Below are 15,191 nucleotides of genomic sequence, written 5' to 3' on the forward strand. Positions count from 1 at the left end.
TGTCTCATTCCTTCTTTTTTACTAGAAAGAGAGCAAGATGGACCTTTATATCTCAGGAACGATTGAGCGAATTATTTTTGAAAATCCGAGCAATTTTTTTCGTATTCTCCTCCTTGAAATAGAAGAAACCAATAGTGAGTTTGACGAGCCTGAAATTATCGTGACAGGCACTATGGCAGATATCATGGAGGGAGAAGACTACATTTTTTGGGGAGAATTGGTACAGCACCCCAAATACGGTCAACAGTTAAAAATGAGTCGCTACGAGCGTGCCAAGCCAACTCAGCAAGGCTTAGTCAAGTATTTTTCGAGTGATCATTTCAAGGGAATTGGACTCAAGACCGCTCAAAAAATCGTGGATTTATATGGGGACAATACGATTGATAAAATCTTAGCTGAACCTGAAAAACTAACCAGTATCAATGGCTTGTCTGTTACTAACCGTGAAGCCTTTGTCAGCAAGCTTCGCCAAAATTATGGGACTGAGCTAATCCTCTCAAAACTTGCCAGCTACGGCATTCCCAACAAGCTAGCTTTTCAAATCCAAGATTTCTACAAGGAAGAAACCATGGAGATCGTGGAACACTCTCCTTATCAGCTTGTCGAGGATATCCAAGGGATCGGCTTTAAGATTGCCGACCAACTAGCTGAGCAAATCGGGATTGAAAGTGATGCTCCTGAGCGCTTTCGTGCAGGTCTGATTCACACTCTTCTTAATCTGTCTATGGAGACGGGGGATACCTATATTGAAGCAAGGGATTTGCTAGAGGCAACGATTACTCTGCTAGAGAGTGCTCGCCAGATTGAGCTAGATCCTAGTAAGGTCGCTGATCAGCTAGCGAGTCTCATCGAGGAAGATAAGGTCCAAAACGTTGGTACCAAAATCTTTGACAACAGCCTATATTTTGCTGAGGAAGGCATTCGCACCCACATCATGCGGATCTTAGAAAGAGGAAAAAAGGACACCTTTCAACAAGAAGAGATTGAGAAAGCTATTCAGCAAGTCGAAGAAGACACCCATATCACCTATGATGCCATTCAAAAGCAAGCCATTTGTGCTGCTATTGAAAACAAGGTCTTTATCCTAACTGGCGGACCCGGAACAGGGAAAACAACAGTCATCAACGGAATCATCGCCGTCTATGCCCAGCTCCACAAGCTAAATCTCACTAAAGAAGAGCAACCCATTCTCCTTGCTGCGCCGACTGGACGCGCTGCCAGACGGATGAATGAGTTGACAGGACTTGCGAGCGCTACGATTCATCGGCATTTAGGCATGACAGGGGATGACGACACTAGCCACTTAGAGGACTATCTGGATGCTGACTTTATCATCGTGGATGAATTTTCCATGGTGGATACTTGGCTTGCCAATCAGCTCTTTAGCAACATTGCAACTGACAGCAAGATTTTGATTGTCGGAGACAGTGACCAGCTCCCTTCGGTCAGCCCAGGGCAAGTGTTAGCTGATTTATTGCAAGTCACAGCTATTCCTCAGACACGTTTGCAAAAAATCTATCGACAAAGTGAAGATTCGACCATTGTTACCTTAGCCAGTCAGATTCGCGAGGGGCATCTTCCTTCTGATTTTCAAGAGAAAAAAGCCGATCGCTCCTATTTTGAAGTAAGGGCAGAGCACATTCCTGCCATGATTGAAAAAATCGCGGCAGCAGCTATCAGAAGTGGGATTGACTCTTCTGATGTCCAAGTGCTGGCTCCCATGTATCGTGGAAAAGCAGGGATTGACCATATCAATCAGCTTATGCAAAATCTTCTCAATCCTGTGGAAAATGACGCACTTACTTTTGATAATCTCGATCAAAGCTATCGCATGGGAGATCGCGTCATTCACCTCGTCAACAACGCTGAAAGCAATGTCTTTAATGGCGATTTGGGCTATATCACCGATCTTCTACCTGCCAAATACAGCGATTCCAAGCAAGATGAAATCACCATGAATTTTGATGGCAATGAGATTACCTATCAACGTAGCGAATGGTATAAGATTCGCTTGGCCTATGCCATGAGTATCCATAAATCCCAAGGAAGTGAATTTCCAGTGGTGATTCTTCCGATCACCTCAAGCAGCAAGCGGATGCTTCAACGAAACCTCATCTACACCGCCATCACGCGCTCAAAAAGCAAACTCATCCTCCTTGGTGAGTACGCTGCCTTTGATTATGCCACAAAAAACACAGGCATTGCTCGAAATACCTACCTCATCGAACGATTTGCGGATGTTTCTTCCAATTTATCCACAGAAGGTGTGAAAAACTTTGTGGATAATGTGGATAAACCTGTTGAAAAGTCCGATATTCCCGTGGAAAACTGTTTCTTAACCGAGGATAACCTGCTTTCCATTGACCCTATGATTGGAATAACAGAAGAAGATATTCAAACCTTTTTCACATTTTATCAAAAAAATTAACAAAAGAGTGAGGAACCTGCAATTCCTCACTCTTTATTTTCTAGTTTATTTTTTCAAACGTTCTACGTCGCGTGCAATGACCAATTCTTCGTCTGTTGGGATTACAAGGACTTTCACTTTAGCGTCTTCACTTGAAATGATACCGTCTGCCCCACGGACATTCTTTTCTGGCAAGATATCACAACCAAACCAAGACAAGCCATCGATTACAGCTGCACGAACAAGGTCAGAGTTTTCCCCAATTCCTGCTGTAAAGACAATTGCATCTGCTCCATTTAACACGGCAAAGTATTGACCGATGTATTTTTGAATACGATCCACAAACATATCAAAGGCAAGAGTGGCATCTTTATCACCAGCCTCCATGGCACTTTCAATATCGCGCATATCACTTGATTGACCAGATACACCTAATAGACCTGATTCGCGGTTCAAGACACGACTGATATCAGCTGGTGTTTTCAAATCATCTGTATGCTCCATCAAGTAAGGAATAATTGCCGCATCGATATCTCCCGTACGCGTTCCCATCATAAGCCCTGCAAGTGGAGTGAATCCCATAGAGGTATCCACAGATTTTCCACCGTTAACAGCTGTGATAGAACCACCATTTCCGATATGTGCTGTGATGATTTTCAACTCTTCCACTGGACGACCAAGATGTTTAGCAGCTTCTTGTGCAACATACTGATGGCTCGTTCCATGAGCTCCATATTTACGAACTTGATTTTCTGTATAATACTTAGTTGGCAATGGATAGCGATAAGCCTTCTCTGGCATTGTCGTATGGAATGATGTATCAAATACGGCTACACTTGTAATATCTGGTAGCAATTCCTTGAAGGCACGAATCCCATCTGCATTAGCTCCATTGTGAAGCGGTGCAAGAAGAGTCAACTCTTCGATTTTTTGCAACACTTCATCATCAACAAGTGTTGATTCTTTGAAGAATTCGCCACCAGCCACCACACGGTGTCCAACACCTGTGATTTCATCATAAGCTTTGATAATCTCAAAACGAATCAAATCATCTAACAAGATTTTCACTGCTTGTGTGTGATTTTCAATATCTAGGACTTGCTGTTCAGCACGTCCATCAAATTTTACGGTTGAAATCGAATCTGGCAAGCCAATACGCTCAATCAATCCTTTGGCAAGGACTGTTTCTTCTGGCATGGCATACAGTTGCCATTTCAAACTTGAACTTCCAGCATTGATTGCAATTGTTTTTGACATAATGTTCCCCTTTGGTATTAAGCGTTTTCATATAGTATATCAAAAATTTGTTTAAATTTCACTTTCTTTGAACCCATTTTTGAAAATTTTCTCTAAATTGCATCATTTCTTCTGGATTTTGAATATTTGTCAATGGATAGACAAAAGGATTTTCTACCTCTTCGTCCTGTTTTTGTAAAATAAAAATACTTTTTGCATACTGGCTATGACCAAATAGAGTCTCTGGCAGGCTAATCATGGCTAGAACTTGGGCATGGTCTTTCAGCCATGCTTTGAGCAATGGACTCTGAGGGCTTGTCAGCAAATCATTAGGTGCTAAAAAGAAAGCATAGCCGCCTGTTTTTAGATATTTGAGCGATTGCTCCATCAAGAGATGATGGGCGTAGGTGTGCTCACCCTCAGCTGCCACCTGATAGCGCTTAGCGATACGATCATCTGGATAATACCCCACAGGCAGATCACTAATAATCACATCACTGTCTTTTAAAACCTGTGGACGAACCGCATCTCCCTGTGCAAAACTCACATCTGCTCCCATGACTTCTGCCATACTAGCCGATAAATCAATCAGTAAATCATCGACTTCCATACCTAGATAATTTAAGTCTTTCTGGCTATGGTTTAACAAGGTCTCCGCTAGATTGCCAAGTCCACTTCCCATTTCAAGAACATCAATCTTCTCACGACTGACAAGGCTATCCACTAAAAAGGTCAAGAGCAGACCAATCGCATCAGGCGTAAACTGGTGATTAGCTTGTAATGGCTCGGTTTGAGCTGCCTTCATCAATAGAAACTGAAAAGATCGTCGCCACTCCTCTTTTGTCAAATGTAGTTCTTTTAAGGTCTGGTTATTTTTTTTGACGACTTCTAACTCTGTCTCTCCATCCACATAAATCCCATTTTGCTCTACTAAGGCGTCATAAAAACTGGTTGATAGGGCATTTTGCAAGGTTTGGACATTTTCTAGTAGCAGGTGATACGCCTGCTCAATCGTTTCAAAATTCATAGTATCCTCCGCTCCCTATCATACCAAAAATCAACTTTTTTGGCTATTCTAATGTAGAGTTGTGAGAAGGAGTTTCACGATTTTCTGAAACAAGCTCCTCTTTTTCTTCCTGAAGTTTGGTCTTTGAGTCCGTTTTGCTGATACTCTTTTGCACCTTTTCTTCTGTCTTTTTCTCTTCTTTTTGAGCATGCGGGAATAAAAACTGATACCTGCGCCTAGATGCTAGATGGCTTGTGATAGAAAGACTCATTTTCTCTTTTTGATAATGCGCTGTTCCCTGTTTAAAGGCAATCTCTCCTGAATTTTCTTTGATCTCATCTCTAGCAAACCTTGCCATAGCATAGGCTTTAGCTCGCTCTTGACTCAAGAGAAAATTGTGACTGCTTGCCACCTCACGATTGAGATAAAATTGCAAAACTAGGCTGAACACAGCTGCCATAAAAAGGGCATACAGAAGGACACCTGCCTTAACCTTTTTCTTCCACACGATAAATATACTTCCTTTCTAAACCTTTTTCAAAACGAAGATCAATATGAACAATCGAGCCATCTTTTGAAATCTGAGCCTCTGTCACCCCATACACCATAGGCTGATAGCCACGACCATTGCTGTCTGTCTTTCGAAAATCATCTTTATTGGACTTTCCAAAGGCAATGGCTTTACCATCTTGAAGGACGTAAAGTTTCCCATTTTCAACCTTGTCAAACTGACTTCGGCTCAACTCAGCGTCTAATTGATCTGCAAAAAGCAACCATTCCTTGACCTCGTTATTTTGTTGCGCCTGAATTTCAGACGCAAGAAGCTGCGTCATGGACTGAAATAGGAGGATACTGCCACTGATAACAAGCAGCGAAACCAAGGCTTCTAGGAGCGTAAAAGCAGCTACTTTGCTATTTTTCCACACGTATGATTTCCTCCTTTCCATGATAAACAGTGAGTGCTTGAGCGGATTTTTCCACATGAATCGCTACACCATTTACAGCCACATCACTCTGCTCTGTCTGCAAGGCCATTTTCGCCGTGCGAAAGACTTCTTCTTGTGCCAATTGCTGAGCTTGCTCTTTTCTTGACTCATGAATATGAGCCAGTAAAAAAGTGGCGATAAAAGCAAAGACACTAAAGGCAAGGAGAGCCTCTAGTAGAATGCTCCCCCTAACTGCTTGTTTTCTTAATTTTTCCATTTCCGATATATAATTGATAACTAATCGTTTCATCCTTGGTCTGAAAGACAATCTTGCTCAGCGAAGAATTCCCACCTGCTCGATCAAAATGCAAGACTTGATAATCTGGTGCCTGCACAGAGCTTGGGATAGCTAGCTGGCGATAATCATTTGAAATCCGGCCTTGGGCAATGGTCAAATCCAGCTTTTCCTGAGAAGTTGCACTTAACTGCTGGCTTTCACGGTAGAATTGCTCAAATTCTAAAAAGAAAATCTGATTTTGCACCTTTTCAAAAGAAGCATGCATGGAATTTGACAAAATCAAGAGTAAAAAACTGGTAATAAAGAGGGTTATCAAACTTTCTAACATGGTAAATCCTTTAATCACTAATCTCACGCCCTTTTTCGACTTTTCCAGAGGCAAGGGCTTTATGGTAAGCTTCTACCTGCTTGTCCGTAATCTGTCCTTCTTTTTCTAATTTCCCAAGAGTTGCAGTTTCACCAACGTGATTTAACTCATATAGCTCCGCTTGGCTTTCCACCACCTTAACCACCGCTGCATTTCCTTTTTCTGCCACCGCATCTTTTTGCTTGGTTAAGTTTGGTACAAACAAGAGCATGAGGACACTGATGATAAGAAGTACCACTAACATTTCTACCAAGGTAAACGCTTTGACCTGTGCTTGTTTCAATTTTTTCATCATCATTTTCATTAAATTTGAACCTCCATATTTTCATAAATGGGTAATAACATCGCTGCATAGAGCATCACAATCATAAGGGCGACAAAGACAAATACAAGGGGCTGGACTAAGTTCATGGCTCTATTGACACGCGTGAAAAACTCCTCCCATGTCTTTTCCGCATAGACTTCTAGCTCACTTCCCAAGCGCGATTTGACTTCGCCATATTCAATAATCAAGCCCAATTCTTTCTTGAAAAAGGGATAGTCTTGGACTTTTTGAGAAAATTCCTGTCCATTTTGCAGAGCCAACTCCAGATCTCGTCCGATTTCTTGAAAGAGCTGGGATGCTTGTTCTTGCATCATCTGAAAAATCTGGCTGAGTTCTAAGCCTTGTCCAATCATATTGCCCCACTCTCTCGCATAATAGGCGGTGAGATAAATCTTAATATACTGTCCAAAAAAGGGAATTTTTGACAGATGAGAAAAGACTTTGAGTTTGGCTGTTTTTCGAACATAGAGCAAAAAAGCAAAGATAACAAGAGATAAAACTAGGATAATTCCCAGAAAAATCTGAGGCAAATGGCTAATCACTTGAGTTGCTAGATTGCTACTATCCATTTGAGGCAAGAGATAGTTGCGCAACCCCAGCATAATCAAGACCAAAAATCCTAATAGAAGAAGAGGATAAGTCGCCACCTCAATCAATTTCTTTTTCACCTTAGCGAGATTATCTAGATACTCCTCGATCTTGACCATACTGAGGGCTAGATTTCCATGAAATTCTGCCAAGGACAGCTGGGTGACAATGGCATCTGAAAAACCAAGACTTCCCATAATTCTTGAAAAGGGTTGACCTGTGGATAAACCTTTTCGCATCTTCTCCACATAAGCTGTCTCTAATAGCGCACTTCTCCCCAAGAAATCCACTGTTTCTGCTAGATGAAAGCCACTAGAGAAGAGGTTATTAAAGAGTTCGATGACTTTTTTCTGTTTACTTGTGGATAATTTTTTCGCTTTCCGCCTGTTCAAGACTGATATGTCCTGCTGCAAAAAGCTGATCAATTTCTGCATTCCAGACATCTGGCTGGTGCTCTTGATAGTTTTGGCTGGCAAAATCGACAAGTCCTCCTCCCTTGATTAACCGTTGATAACATACGCCCTGTAAGACAATCCGCAATTCATCCTCGCTGACCCCTAATTCTAATAAACGTTCATACACACCACGGATACTTTTAGCGTGGATAGTAGAAAATACCGTAGCCCCTGTTAGGCTTGCCCTGACCACGGCACGCGCTGTCTCACTATCCCTGATTTCCCCTATAATCAATAAATCCGGTCGATGACGCAAAGATAGCTTGATTAGATTTTCATAGGTCAAGCCAATCGCTTCATTTAACTGTAACTGGAGCATATCATCCTGCTTGATTTCCACAGGATCTTCGATGGACATAATCTGCTGTCCTTTAAATCGCTTTTGAGACAGATAATGCATAAGGGTCGTTTTTCCACTGCCGACAGGGCCTGAAAAAAGGTAAAGCCCACGCTGGCAAATATTTTTGCTTAATGTTTCCACATCCGCAAACCAAAAATGCAACTCATCTGCCTTATCATGAAGCAAGCGAATAACAAGACTTTCAAGACCTCTGTAATCTCCAACTGTGGATAAGCGTAGAGAAACCTCCTCTTGTCCACAAAGATAATCACAGGAGCCCAACTGACTGCGGCGTTTTTCCCCAACATTCATCCCAGCTGTGAATTTAAAATGACTAATGACTGCAGCAAATTTTTCAAAATCATACTGACCAATCAGCTGCCTTTCATCTCCAATCCTCATATGCAGCTCATAGCAATCTTCTTTTGGAATAAAATAAATATCCTGCGCCTTTTTGTCTCTTGCTTGCTTGATAATCTCTTGTGCAATTTCTTGAACCATATGCCCTCCTTACCTAACTATTCGAAAGAAATCAAAAAAATGCCAACACAAGTTGACATTTTTGCTAATTATTTCTATTTTGACATACGCGGTGCTTTTCAGACGCATTTTGTTTATTATAGCCTGGGCGGAACTTACTTTGTGGAATCACATGGTCATCTTCTAAGAGCATGAGCGAATGATACTGCTGGATATACTCTCCACACTCCTCACACCAACGCTCATCGCCTGGATCCCAAAAAATCGTCATTAAATCACTACGACTTCTATAAAATGGAGACCCCTCAGCCAAATCGACCCAATGATGTTTGTAATGTTTCAGCGCAGTATAATAATCGTCAAATGTCCATGTTTTGACGATGTCATCTTCCCAACCTTCTAAAAACCACCAGGGTTCATAATCTCCATACATCTCTACTACACAATACATACTACTTTCACTTCCCTGTCGTTTATTATACTGAAATTCATTTAAAATTCAAACTATTTTGCTTGAAAAGCTAGGTGATTTTTATTTTTTCGAACGTTTTATCCTTAATCAACTTATATTTTTCGTTTATTTTTCAGAAAATATTGATAAATCCGTTTTCATTTTGTATAATGTTATTATCTGATTCTAAAAGGAGATTATGATGAAAAAATCATTCATGTTCAAAAGTACAGTTGCTCTTGCAACCTTTACTGCCCTTGCTGCTCACCCGCAATTAGTCCTTGCTAATGAGAAAGAGCAAGTTGAACCTATCAACACAGAGCAAACTACGTCCCCTTCTCTTGATGTAACAAATACAGAGACTCCTGCTGTGAATGTAGCTACTCTTTCATCTACAAGCACAGAGACTAGCGATATTAAGCCAATTGAGGGACAAAACGTGGATGTCCGTATCCTTGCAACCACAGACCTGCACACCAATCTCGTCAACTATGACTACTACCAAGATAAACCTGTGGAAACATTGGGACTGGCTAAAACAGCACTCTTAATCGAAGAAGCTAAAAAAGAAAATCCAAATACAGTCTTGGTTGATAATGGCGACACCATCCAAGGAACACCGCTTGGAACCTATAAATCAATTGTCAAACCTATCGAAAAAGGGGAAGAACATCCTATGTATGTCGCCCTTAATGCTCTAGGATACGATATTGGAACCCTTGGTAATCACGAATTTAATTATGGTTTGGACTATCTAAATAAAGTCATTGAAACTGCCAAGATGCCAATTGTCAATGCTAATGTTTTAGATGCTAAAACAGGCGATTTTGTCTATGAGCCTTACAAGATCTTGGAAAAAACCTTTGTAGATACCGAAGGACGCAAGACCCTTCTTAAAATCGGGGTGACAGGAATTGTTCCTCCACAAATCATGCTTTGGGATAAGGCAAACTTAGAAGGCAAGGTCATCGTGCGTGACTCTGTGGATGCGGTGAAGGACATGATTCCTACTCTTCGTAAGGCTGGAGCAGATATCGTTCTTGTCCTATCTCATTCAGGCATTGGAGATGATGTTTATGAGCATGGGGAAGAAAATGTCGGCTACCAAATTGCTAGCTTAGCAGGTGTTGATGCAGTAGTGACAGGGCATTCACATGCGGAATTCCCAAGTGGAAACGGTACAGGCTTTTATGAGAAGTACAAGGGCGTTGACGGCATCAAAGGAAAAATCAATGGCACACCTGTCACCATGGCAGGTAAATACGGAGACCATCTTGGAATCATTGACCTCAATCTAACCTACACTGATGGCAAGTGGAGTGTGAACACAAGCAAGGGACAAATCCGCAAGATTGATACCAAGTCAAAAGCAGCAGATGAAACCATTGTTAATCTTGCCAAAGAAGCGCATGAAGGCACTGTTAACTATGTCCGTCAACAAGTCGGTACAACGACAGCCCCAATCACCAGCTTCTTTGCCTTGGTGAAAGACGATCCATCTGTCCAAATCGTCAATAATGCCCAACGCTGGTATGCACAGCAAGAACTAGCAGGTACACCAGAAGCCAATCTCCCAATTCTTTCAGCGGCAGCTCCATTTAAGGCAGGTACACGAAATGACCCAACTGCCTACACCAACATTCCAGCTGGACCAATTGCTATCAAAAACGTAGCCGACCTCTATCTCTATGATAATGTAACAGCTATCGTCAAGGTGACAGGCGCTCAGTTGAAAGAATGGTTGGAAATGTCTGCTGGGCAGTTTAACACGATTGATCCAAATTCTACACAACCACAAAATCTCGTCAATACAGACTATCGGACCTATAACTTCGATGTGATTGATGGCGTGACCTACCGTATTGATGTTACACAACCAAATAAATATGACCGAAATGGAAAAGTTGTCAATGAAACAGCTAACCGAATTGTCAATCTTGAATATCAAGGAAAAGCGATTGACCCAAATCAGGAATTTATCGTTGTTACCAACAACTATCGTTCGAACGGAACTTTCCCAGGAGTGAAAGACGCTAGTGTCAAACGCTTGTTGAACTTGGAAAACCGCCAAGCGATCATCAATTATATCTTGGCTCAAAAGGAAATCAATCCTAGTGCTGACCAAAACTGGTACTTTGCCGATACCATCAAAGGCTTAGACTTACGCTTTATGACGGCAGAATCAGCCAAGGATTTGATCAAAGACTTAGCCGATGTCAACTACATCGAACCGGCAAGCATCGAAGGTTTTGGAGTATACCGCTTCACCTATGTAGAACCAACTGTGCAAGTAGATGACACAGAGGTTCCACCAACTGCACCATCAACGCCAGTTGAAAAAGACATTCAAGAAGAACTGACTCTTCCAGGCGGTCAAAAAGTGACCTTGCCAATCCAAAAAGAAACTCAAGTGCAAATATTAGGAGCAAAACAAAACAAGGCCTCTAAACTGGCTGCTCCAAGCAAGCAATCTGCAGAGAAAAGCAGTCTACCAAAAACAGGTCAGACAACTTCTTCTCTAGGATTCCTAGGCTTTGCAACACTAGCACTAGCAGGTCTTGGATTAAAAAAAGGAAAACATTCTGAACAATAAAAGATAAAAAGGTTGAGCATATATGTTCAACCTTTTTACATGTCCTCTTTTAAGCAGCTTATAGTTGTTTCGTTCTGACTTAGTATAAGGCAACGAGTCGCAGACTGAAGTTAACGACATCATAAATGAAAGCTAAATGGCTATACCACAATATCTGACTCACTCCGTCTACTCTTGATTCAAAAACTTGTCTTTATAGTAATTAAAATAGGTCTTTTGTCCCGTAATCATTACCAAACGTCCTTCTAAACCATAACGAAGAATAGAAGCCTCTTTTTTCGTGAGGGTAGTTTCTGCTTCAATTTTGAAGAAATTTCCTTTTTCTGTCTTTGTCGCATTGGTATCAATGCTAGAAATGGTAGATGTTAAGGTCATTTGCTTATTGGCGTCGTCAACAGTCGTAAAGCGAACTTTATCCCCTTCTTTGATACTAGAAATGTCCTTAGAGGAGATATAGCTGGTGATTTTCACCTTACTGTTTTCTGCTAGAGTTGGGTAGAGCTGAGCTAGTCTTGTCCCTTCAGGCACCAAGCTAGAACTTTTGGTCTCTGGATTGAGATGAAGAATACCGTCTTCCTGAGCTAGGATTTCTCCTTTTTCTGTCAATCCAGCTTGAATCTTATTATTGCCTTCAACTTCCAGAATCTTTTGATCTAGTGCTGTCATTTCTTGCCCCACTTTAGCTAGATTTTGTGATTTAAGAGATTCTAATTGGCTTGTAAGGCTAGCAGAATAAGCTTGTTGAGCTCCTGATCCTGCGTATTGTAGACGGTAGCCTGATAAAGCAGATTCTAGTTGGCTGATTTGGCTATCGACTTGTGCCAGGTATTGGCTTTTGAACTGTTCTTGGGTACCGTCGGTTGCTTGGGTGCTGTAGGCTTGATAAATGTCATAGCCACTTGTTGCGGGGTCCAGGCTAGCTCCTGTTTGGATAGCTGATTTGACGGCTTGGTAATCGGCAATCTTGGCATTGGTCTCATTGATGATATTGCCTAGTTCTGCCTGAGAATTGCTTGCAACGGCATTTTGCGAAGCAATGGTCGCATTTTGCTGCTCCGCATTGGCGCTGAGGCTAGCCGCTTGATTGAGATAGTCTTGAAAGGCTTGTTCATAGCCAAATTTATCCGCTGCAGGAAATTGGCTAGAACCAGATTCAAGACTGGCTTTGAGGAGTTCTAACTGACCTTTTTGTTCTTTTAGGGTTTCTAATTGGGAAGAAAGAGTGGCTTGTTGGGCCTCTTCTCCCTCTCGTTTATATTTGACCAGTACTTCCCCTTTTTTAACAGCCTTATTTTCCTCTAAATGATTCTCAATAATCGCGTTATTGCTGGTTGATTGGATATTGGCCAAAATACTTTTTGGTTCAATACTAGCGCCTGCAGAGAGGGTTATCTCTTTCTTGGCAAAGAGGGCAAAGGCTAGGAGAAAGAGTAGGAGTACAAAGGTTTGCAGAATTACACGACTTGAAAAGTTATGGTAGCGACGATGGTAAAATTCAGCACTTTCTAAAAATTGTTCGTTCATGCATTCTCCTTTCTAGCTATTGACCAAGTTGGCATAAAAACCATTTTTTGTTAAGAGTTCCTGGTGAGTGCCTTGTTCGATGATTTGCCCTTGATGGAGCACCACCACGTGCTCTGTCCGCTCGGCAATAGTTAAACGGTGGGCGATAAAGATAAGCGTCTTATCCAGAGCCATGAGATTATCGACAATTCGTTTTTCAGTTAGAATGTCAAGGCTACTGGTCGCTTCATCAAGGATTAACACAGGAGCATCGGTTAAGAGGGCACGTGCCAAGGCAATCCGCTGGCGTTGACCACCAGAAATCCCTGCCCCATCTGAGGTCAATTCTGTCTGGTAATTGAGAGGCATGCGCTCGATGTCTGCTCGAATCTCAGCTAGCTCAACTGCTCGTAAAATATCTTCTTGCGTTGTTCCTTCTTTGGCACCTAAGAGCAGATTGTCTAAAATCGTTCCATTAAAGACATAGGGTTGTTGAGGGAGGTAATTGATATGCTGCCGTAGTGCATGTTTATCAATCTGATTGAGATTGATATGGTTCAGTGTAATTTCGCCCTTTGAAGGATCGTAGAAATTAACCATCATCTTGGCCAAGGTTGTCTTACCAGAGCCAGAAATGCCGACAAATGCAACCTTGCTGCCATGTTTGATAGACAAATTTATATTAGACAAGACATCTTTCCCATAGCCGTATTTGTAGCTGACATCTTTAAAGTCAATATCTCCAACTACCATTCTCAGGTCTTGCACTGTCTTTTGCTCGGCAAATTCGGACTCGACCAAATAGACCTCATTCAAGCGGTTATTGGCCACTTGAGCAGTTTGGAGTTTCGTTTGTAAGTTGATAATATTTTCCAAGGGATTGGTGAAATACACGAGCAAGGTATTGTAGGTAATCAGCTGCCCCAAGGTCATTTGATTGTCCATGACTAGAATCGCTCCCATCCAAAGAATAGCGACATTTAAGAGAAGCTGAGCCACTTTTTTCAGAGCCTTTTGCTGGCTCTCCGCTCGGCTATAAGCAAAAGATTTTTTGAGATAATCTACAAATTCCTTATCAATCTTTTGGTAGCGAAAACTTTCGCTAGTCAATGATTTAATGGTTTCAATCCCGTTAATGTCCTCAATGATCGAAGAAGAGAGCACGGCGTTTGATTCCATAGTATCTCGATTCATCTTTTCAAAAGGTTTCATAAAAGCAAAGATGATTACAGAATAAATAGGCAAAGCTAAAAGACTAATAAAGAATAGGTTGATGTTTTGAGAGAACAGAACGACTGAGATGATGAGCACCGTTGAAACGTCCAGAAAGATGGACAAGATGGTAGAAGCTAGAGCGTCAATGATACTATTGGCATCGGTAAAACGTGAAACAATCTCTCCTGTCCTACGAGTCGTAAAAAAAGACATAGGTAGATGAAAGACGTGCTTGATATAGGACAAAATCACATCAATCGACAAGCGCTGTCCTAAAATCAAAAGCAGATAATCCTGTGCATAAGCGAGCACCTGTTGTAGGACATAGACGATGACAAGTCCTAGCGAAATCATTCCCAGTTTATTTTTCATCTGATCCGGCACATAAGTGTCAATGATGGACTGAAGGTAGTAAGAACCCATGATATTGATTAGAGTCACGAGAAAGGTCGCAAGAATAATGTTGGTAATCAGCCCTCTTTGCTTGGTCAGAATAGGCAAAAAAGAAAGAAGTCCATTTTTCTTTTCTTTATGAGGCTTGTACTCAGGAGTTGGAGCTAGAAAGATGGTGACCCCTGTCCACTCTTCCTCAAAACGTTTGCGAGGGAGCTTGGTGATTTTAACGGCAGGGTCTGGATCAGCGATATGAATGGATTTCTTGTCTTGACCAATTACGACATAATAATGAAGAAGCTTACCTTCTTTGAGCACATGAGCGATAAAGGGATAAGTCAAATCCTCCATATCAAAGAGGGTCATATCTGCCTTAATAGCACGTGTTTCAAAGCCAAGTTCTTGGGCGACCTTCACCAAGCCAAAGGCAGTCGTGCCTTCCATAGTAGTCTTTGCCATTTCACGAAGACTAGCAAGAGAATGGTACGAACCATAAAAACCAAAGACCATGGCAAGTGAAGCTACCCCGCAATCCCTGCTATCAACTTGAGGACGATAATGCCGTTTCTCAAACTTCATACTGTGCTCCTTTTAAAAAGTAATAGATA

14 protein-coding genes are annotated in these 15,191 nt (G+C 41.6%); 2 read left to right on the forward strand and 12 right to left on the reverse strand.

Annotated features, from left to right (window positions below):
- Positions 1-37: 37 nt before the first annotated feature.
- Entirely contained in the window at positions 38-2,428 is a 2,391-nt protein-coding gene (locus AB1I63_06845; GenBank protein ID MEW4354588.1) for an ATP-dependent RecD-like DNA helicase, read from the forward strand.
- 45 nt (positions 2,429-2,473) lie between these two features.
- Here the strand turns inward: AB1I63_06845 and AB1I63_06850 are convergent, their stop codons facing one another.
- The 10 genes from AB1I63_06850 to AB1I63_06895 form a co-directional block, all read right to left on the reverse strand.
- A complete protein-coding gene (locus AB1I63_06850) occupies positions 2,474-3,664 on the reverse strand; it encodes an acetate kinase (protein ID MEW4354589.1) in 1,191 nt (396 codons plus the stop codon).
- 58 nt (positions 3,665-3,722) lie between these two features.
- A complete protein-coding gene (locus tag AB1I63_06855) occupies positions 3,723-4,670 on the reverse strand; it encodes a class I SAM-dependent methyltransferase (GenBank protein MEW4354590.1) in 948 nt (315 codons plus the stop codon).
- Positions 4,671-4,713: 43 nt separating this feature from the next.
- On the reverse strand, positions 4,714-5,157 hold the full coding sequence (gene comGG / locus AB1I63_06860) for a competence type IV pilus minor pilin ComGG (GenBank protein MEW4354591.1): 444 nt from the start codon (positions 5,155-5,157) through the stop codon (positions 4,714-4,716).
- The gene (gene comGF, locus AB1I63_06865) at positions 5,138-5,575 is read right to left on the reverse strand and encodes a competence type IV pilus minor pilin ComGF (GenBank protein MEW4354592.1); all 438 of its coding nucleotides are present in this window, start codon (positions 5,573-5,575) and stop codon (positions 5,138-5,140) included. The genes comGG and comGF overlap by 20 nt, the downstream gene beginning before the upstream one ends.
- Entirely contained in the window at positions 5,562-5,852 is a 291-nt protein-coding gene (comGE, locus tag AB1I63_06870) for a competence type IV pilus minor pilin ComGE (GenBank protein ID MEW4354593.1), read from the reverse strand. The genes comGF and comGE overlap by 14 nt, the downstream gene beginning before the upstream one ends.
- On the reverse strand, positions 5,824-6,201 hold the full coding sequence (comGD, locus tag AB1I63_06875) for a competence type IV pilus minor pilin ComGD (GenBank protein ID MEW4354594.1): 378 nt from the start codon (positions 6,199-6,201) through the stop codon (positions 5,824-5,826). The genes comGE and comGD overlap by 29 nt, the downstream gene beginning before the upstream one ends.
- A 10-nt stretch (positions 6,202-6,211) precedes the next feature.
- The gene (gene comGC / locus AB1I63_06880) at positions 6,212-6,532 is read right to left on the reverse strand and encodes a competence type IV pilus major pilin ComGC (GenBank protein ID MEW4354595.1); all 321 of its coding nucleotides are present in this window, start codon (positions 6,530-6,532) and stop codon (positions 6,212-6,214) included.
- 11 nt (positions 6,533-6,543) lie between these two features.
- The gene (comGB, locus tag AB1I63_06885) at positions 6,544-7,587 is read right to left on the reverse strand and encodes a competence type IV pilus assembly protein ComGB (protein MEW4354596.1); all 1,044 of its coding nucleotides are present in this window, start codon (positions 7,585-7,587) and stop codon (positions 6,544-6,546) included.
- On the reverse strand, positions 7,508-8,449 hold the full coding sequence (gene comGA / locus AB1I63_06890; GenBank protein MEW4354597.1) for a competence type IV pilus ATPase ComGA: 942 nt from the start codon (positions 8,447-8,449) through the stop codon (positions 7,508-7,510). Before comGA ends, comGB begins: the two co-directional genes overlap by 80 nt.
- A 64-nt stretch (positions 8,450-8,513) precedes the next feature.
- Positions 8,514-8,879: a DUF1033 family protein gene (locus AB1I63_06895; protein ID MEW4354598.1), complete on the reverse strand. Its 366-nt coding sequence runs from the start codon at positions 8,877-8,879 to the stop codon at positions 8,514-8,516.
- 202 nt (positions 8,880-9,081) lie between these two features.
- On the opposite strand from AB1I63_06895, the gene AB1I63_06900 reads away from it, so the two are divergent.
- Positions 9,082-11,472, forward strand: coding sequence for a bifunctional 2',3'-cyclic-nucleotide 2'-phosphodiesterase/3'-nucleotidase (locus AB1I63_06900; protein ID MEW4354599.1), 2,391 nt, complete (start codon positions 9,082-9,084; stop codon positions 11,470-11,472).
- Positions 11,473-11,640: 168 nt separating this feature from the next.
- Here the strand turns inward: AB1I63_06900 and AB1I63_06905 are convergent, their stop codons facing one another.
- Both AB1I63_06905 and comA read right to left on the reverse strand, forming a co-directional pair.
- Positions 11,641-12,996, reverse strand: a complete 1,356-nt coding sequence (locus AB1I63_06905) for a bacteriocin secretion accessory protein (GenBank protein ID MEW4354600.1) — start codon at positions 12,994-12,996, stop codon at positions 11,641-11,643.
- A 12-nt stretch (positions 12,997-13,008) separates the two neighbouring features.
- Positions 13,009-15,162 (reverse strand): peptide cleavage/export ABC transporter ComA, encoded by a 2,154-nt coding sequence (gene comA, locus AB1I63_06910; GenBank protein MEW4354601.1) that lies wholly within the window; start codon positions 15,160-15,162, stop codon positions 13,009-13,011.
- Between the last annotated feature and the right edge of the window lie 29 nt (positions 15,163-15,191).

The organism is Streptococcus pneumoniae (genome assembly GCA_040719455.1).
In the GTDB taxonomy this organism is placed as follows: domain Bacteria; phylum Bacillota; class Bacilli; order Lactobacillales; family Streptococcaceae; genus Streptococcus; species Streptococcus pneumoniae_G.

What these genes read in the sequence shown, in the direction of transcription:
- AB1I63_06845 (MEW4354588.1), top strand. Translation starts at nt 38, where the DNA reads ATGGACCTTTATATCTCAGGAACGATTGAGCGAATTATTTTTGAAAAT.
- AB1I63_06850 (MEW4354589.1), bottom strand. Translation starts at nt 3,664, where the DNA reads ATGTCAAAAACAATTGCAATCAATGCTGGAAGTTCAAGTTTGAAATGG.
- AB1I63_06855 (MEW4354590.1), bottom strand. Translation starts at nt 4,670, where the DNA reads ATGAATTTTGAAACGATTGAGCAGGCGTATCACCTGCTACTAGAAAAT.
- comGE (MEW4354593.1), bottom strand. Translation starts at nt 5,852, where the DNA reads ATGGAAAAATTAAGAAAACAAGCAGTTAGGGGGAGCATTCTACTAGAG.
- comGD (MEW4354594.1), bottom strand. Translation starts at nt 6,201, where the DNA reads ATGTTAGAAAGTTTGATAACCCTCTTTATTACCAGTTTTTTACTCTTG.
- comGC (MEW4354595.1), bottom strand. Translation starts at nt 6,532, where the DNA reads ATGAAAAAATTGAAACAAGCACAGGTCAAAGCGTTTACCTTGGTAGAA.
- comGB (MEW4354596.1), bottom strand. Translation starts at nt 7,587, where the DNA reads ATGCAGAAATTGATCAGCTTTTTGCAGCAGGACATATCAGTCTTGAAC.
- comGA (MEW4354597.1), bottom strand. Translation starts at nt 8,449, where the DNA reads ATGGTTCAAGAAATTGCACAAGAGATTATCAAGCAAGCAAGAGACAAA.
- AB1I63_06895 (MEW4354598.1), bottom strand. Translation starts at nt 8,879, where the DNA reads ATGTATTGTGTAGTAGAGATGTATGGAGATTATGAACCCTGGTGGTTT.
- AB1I63_06900 (MEW4354599.1), top strand. Translation starts at nt 9,082, where the DNA reads ATGAAAAAATCATTCATGTTCAAAAGTACAGTTGCTCTTGCAACCTTT.
- AB1I63_06905 (MEW4354600.1), bottom strand. Translation starts at nt 12,996, where the DNA reads ATGAACGAACAATTTTTAGAAAGTGCTGAATTTTACCATCGTCGCTAC.
- comA (MEW4354601.1), bottom strand. Translation starts at nt 15,162, where the DNA reads ATGAAGTTTGAGAAACGGCATTATCGTCCTCAAGTTGATAGCAGGGAT.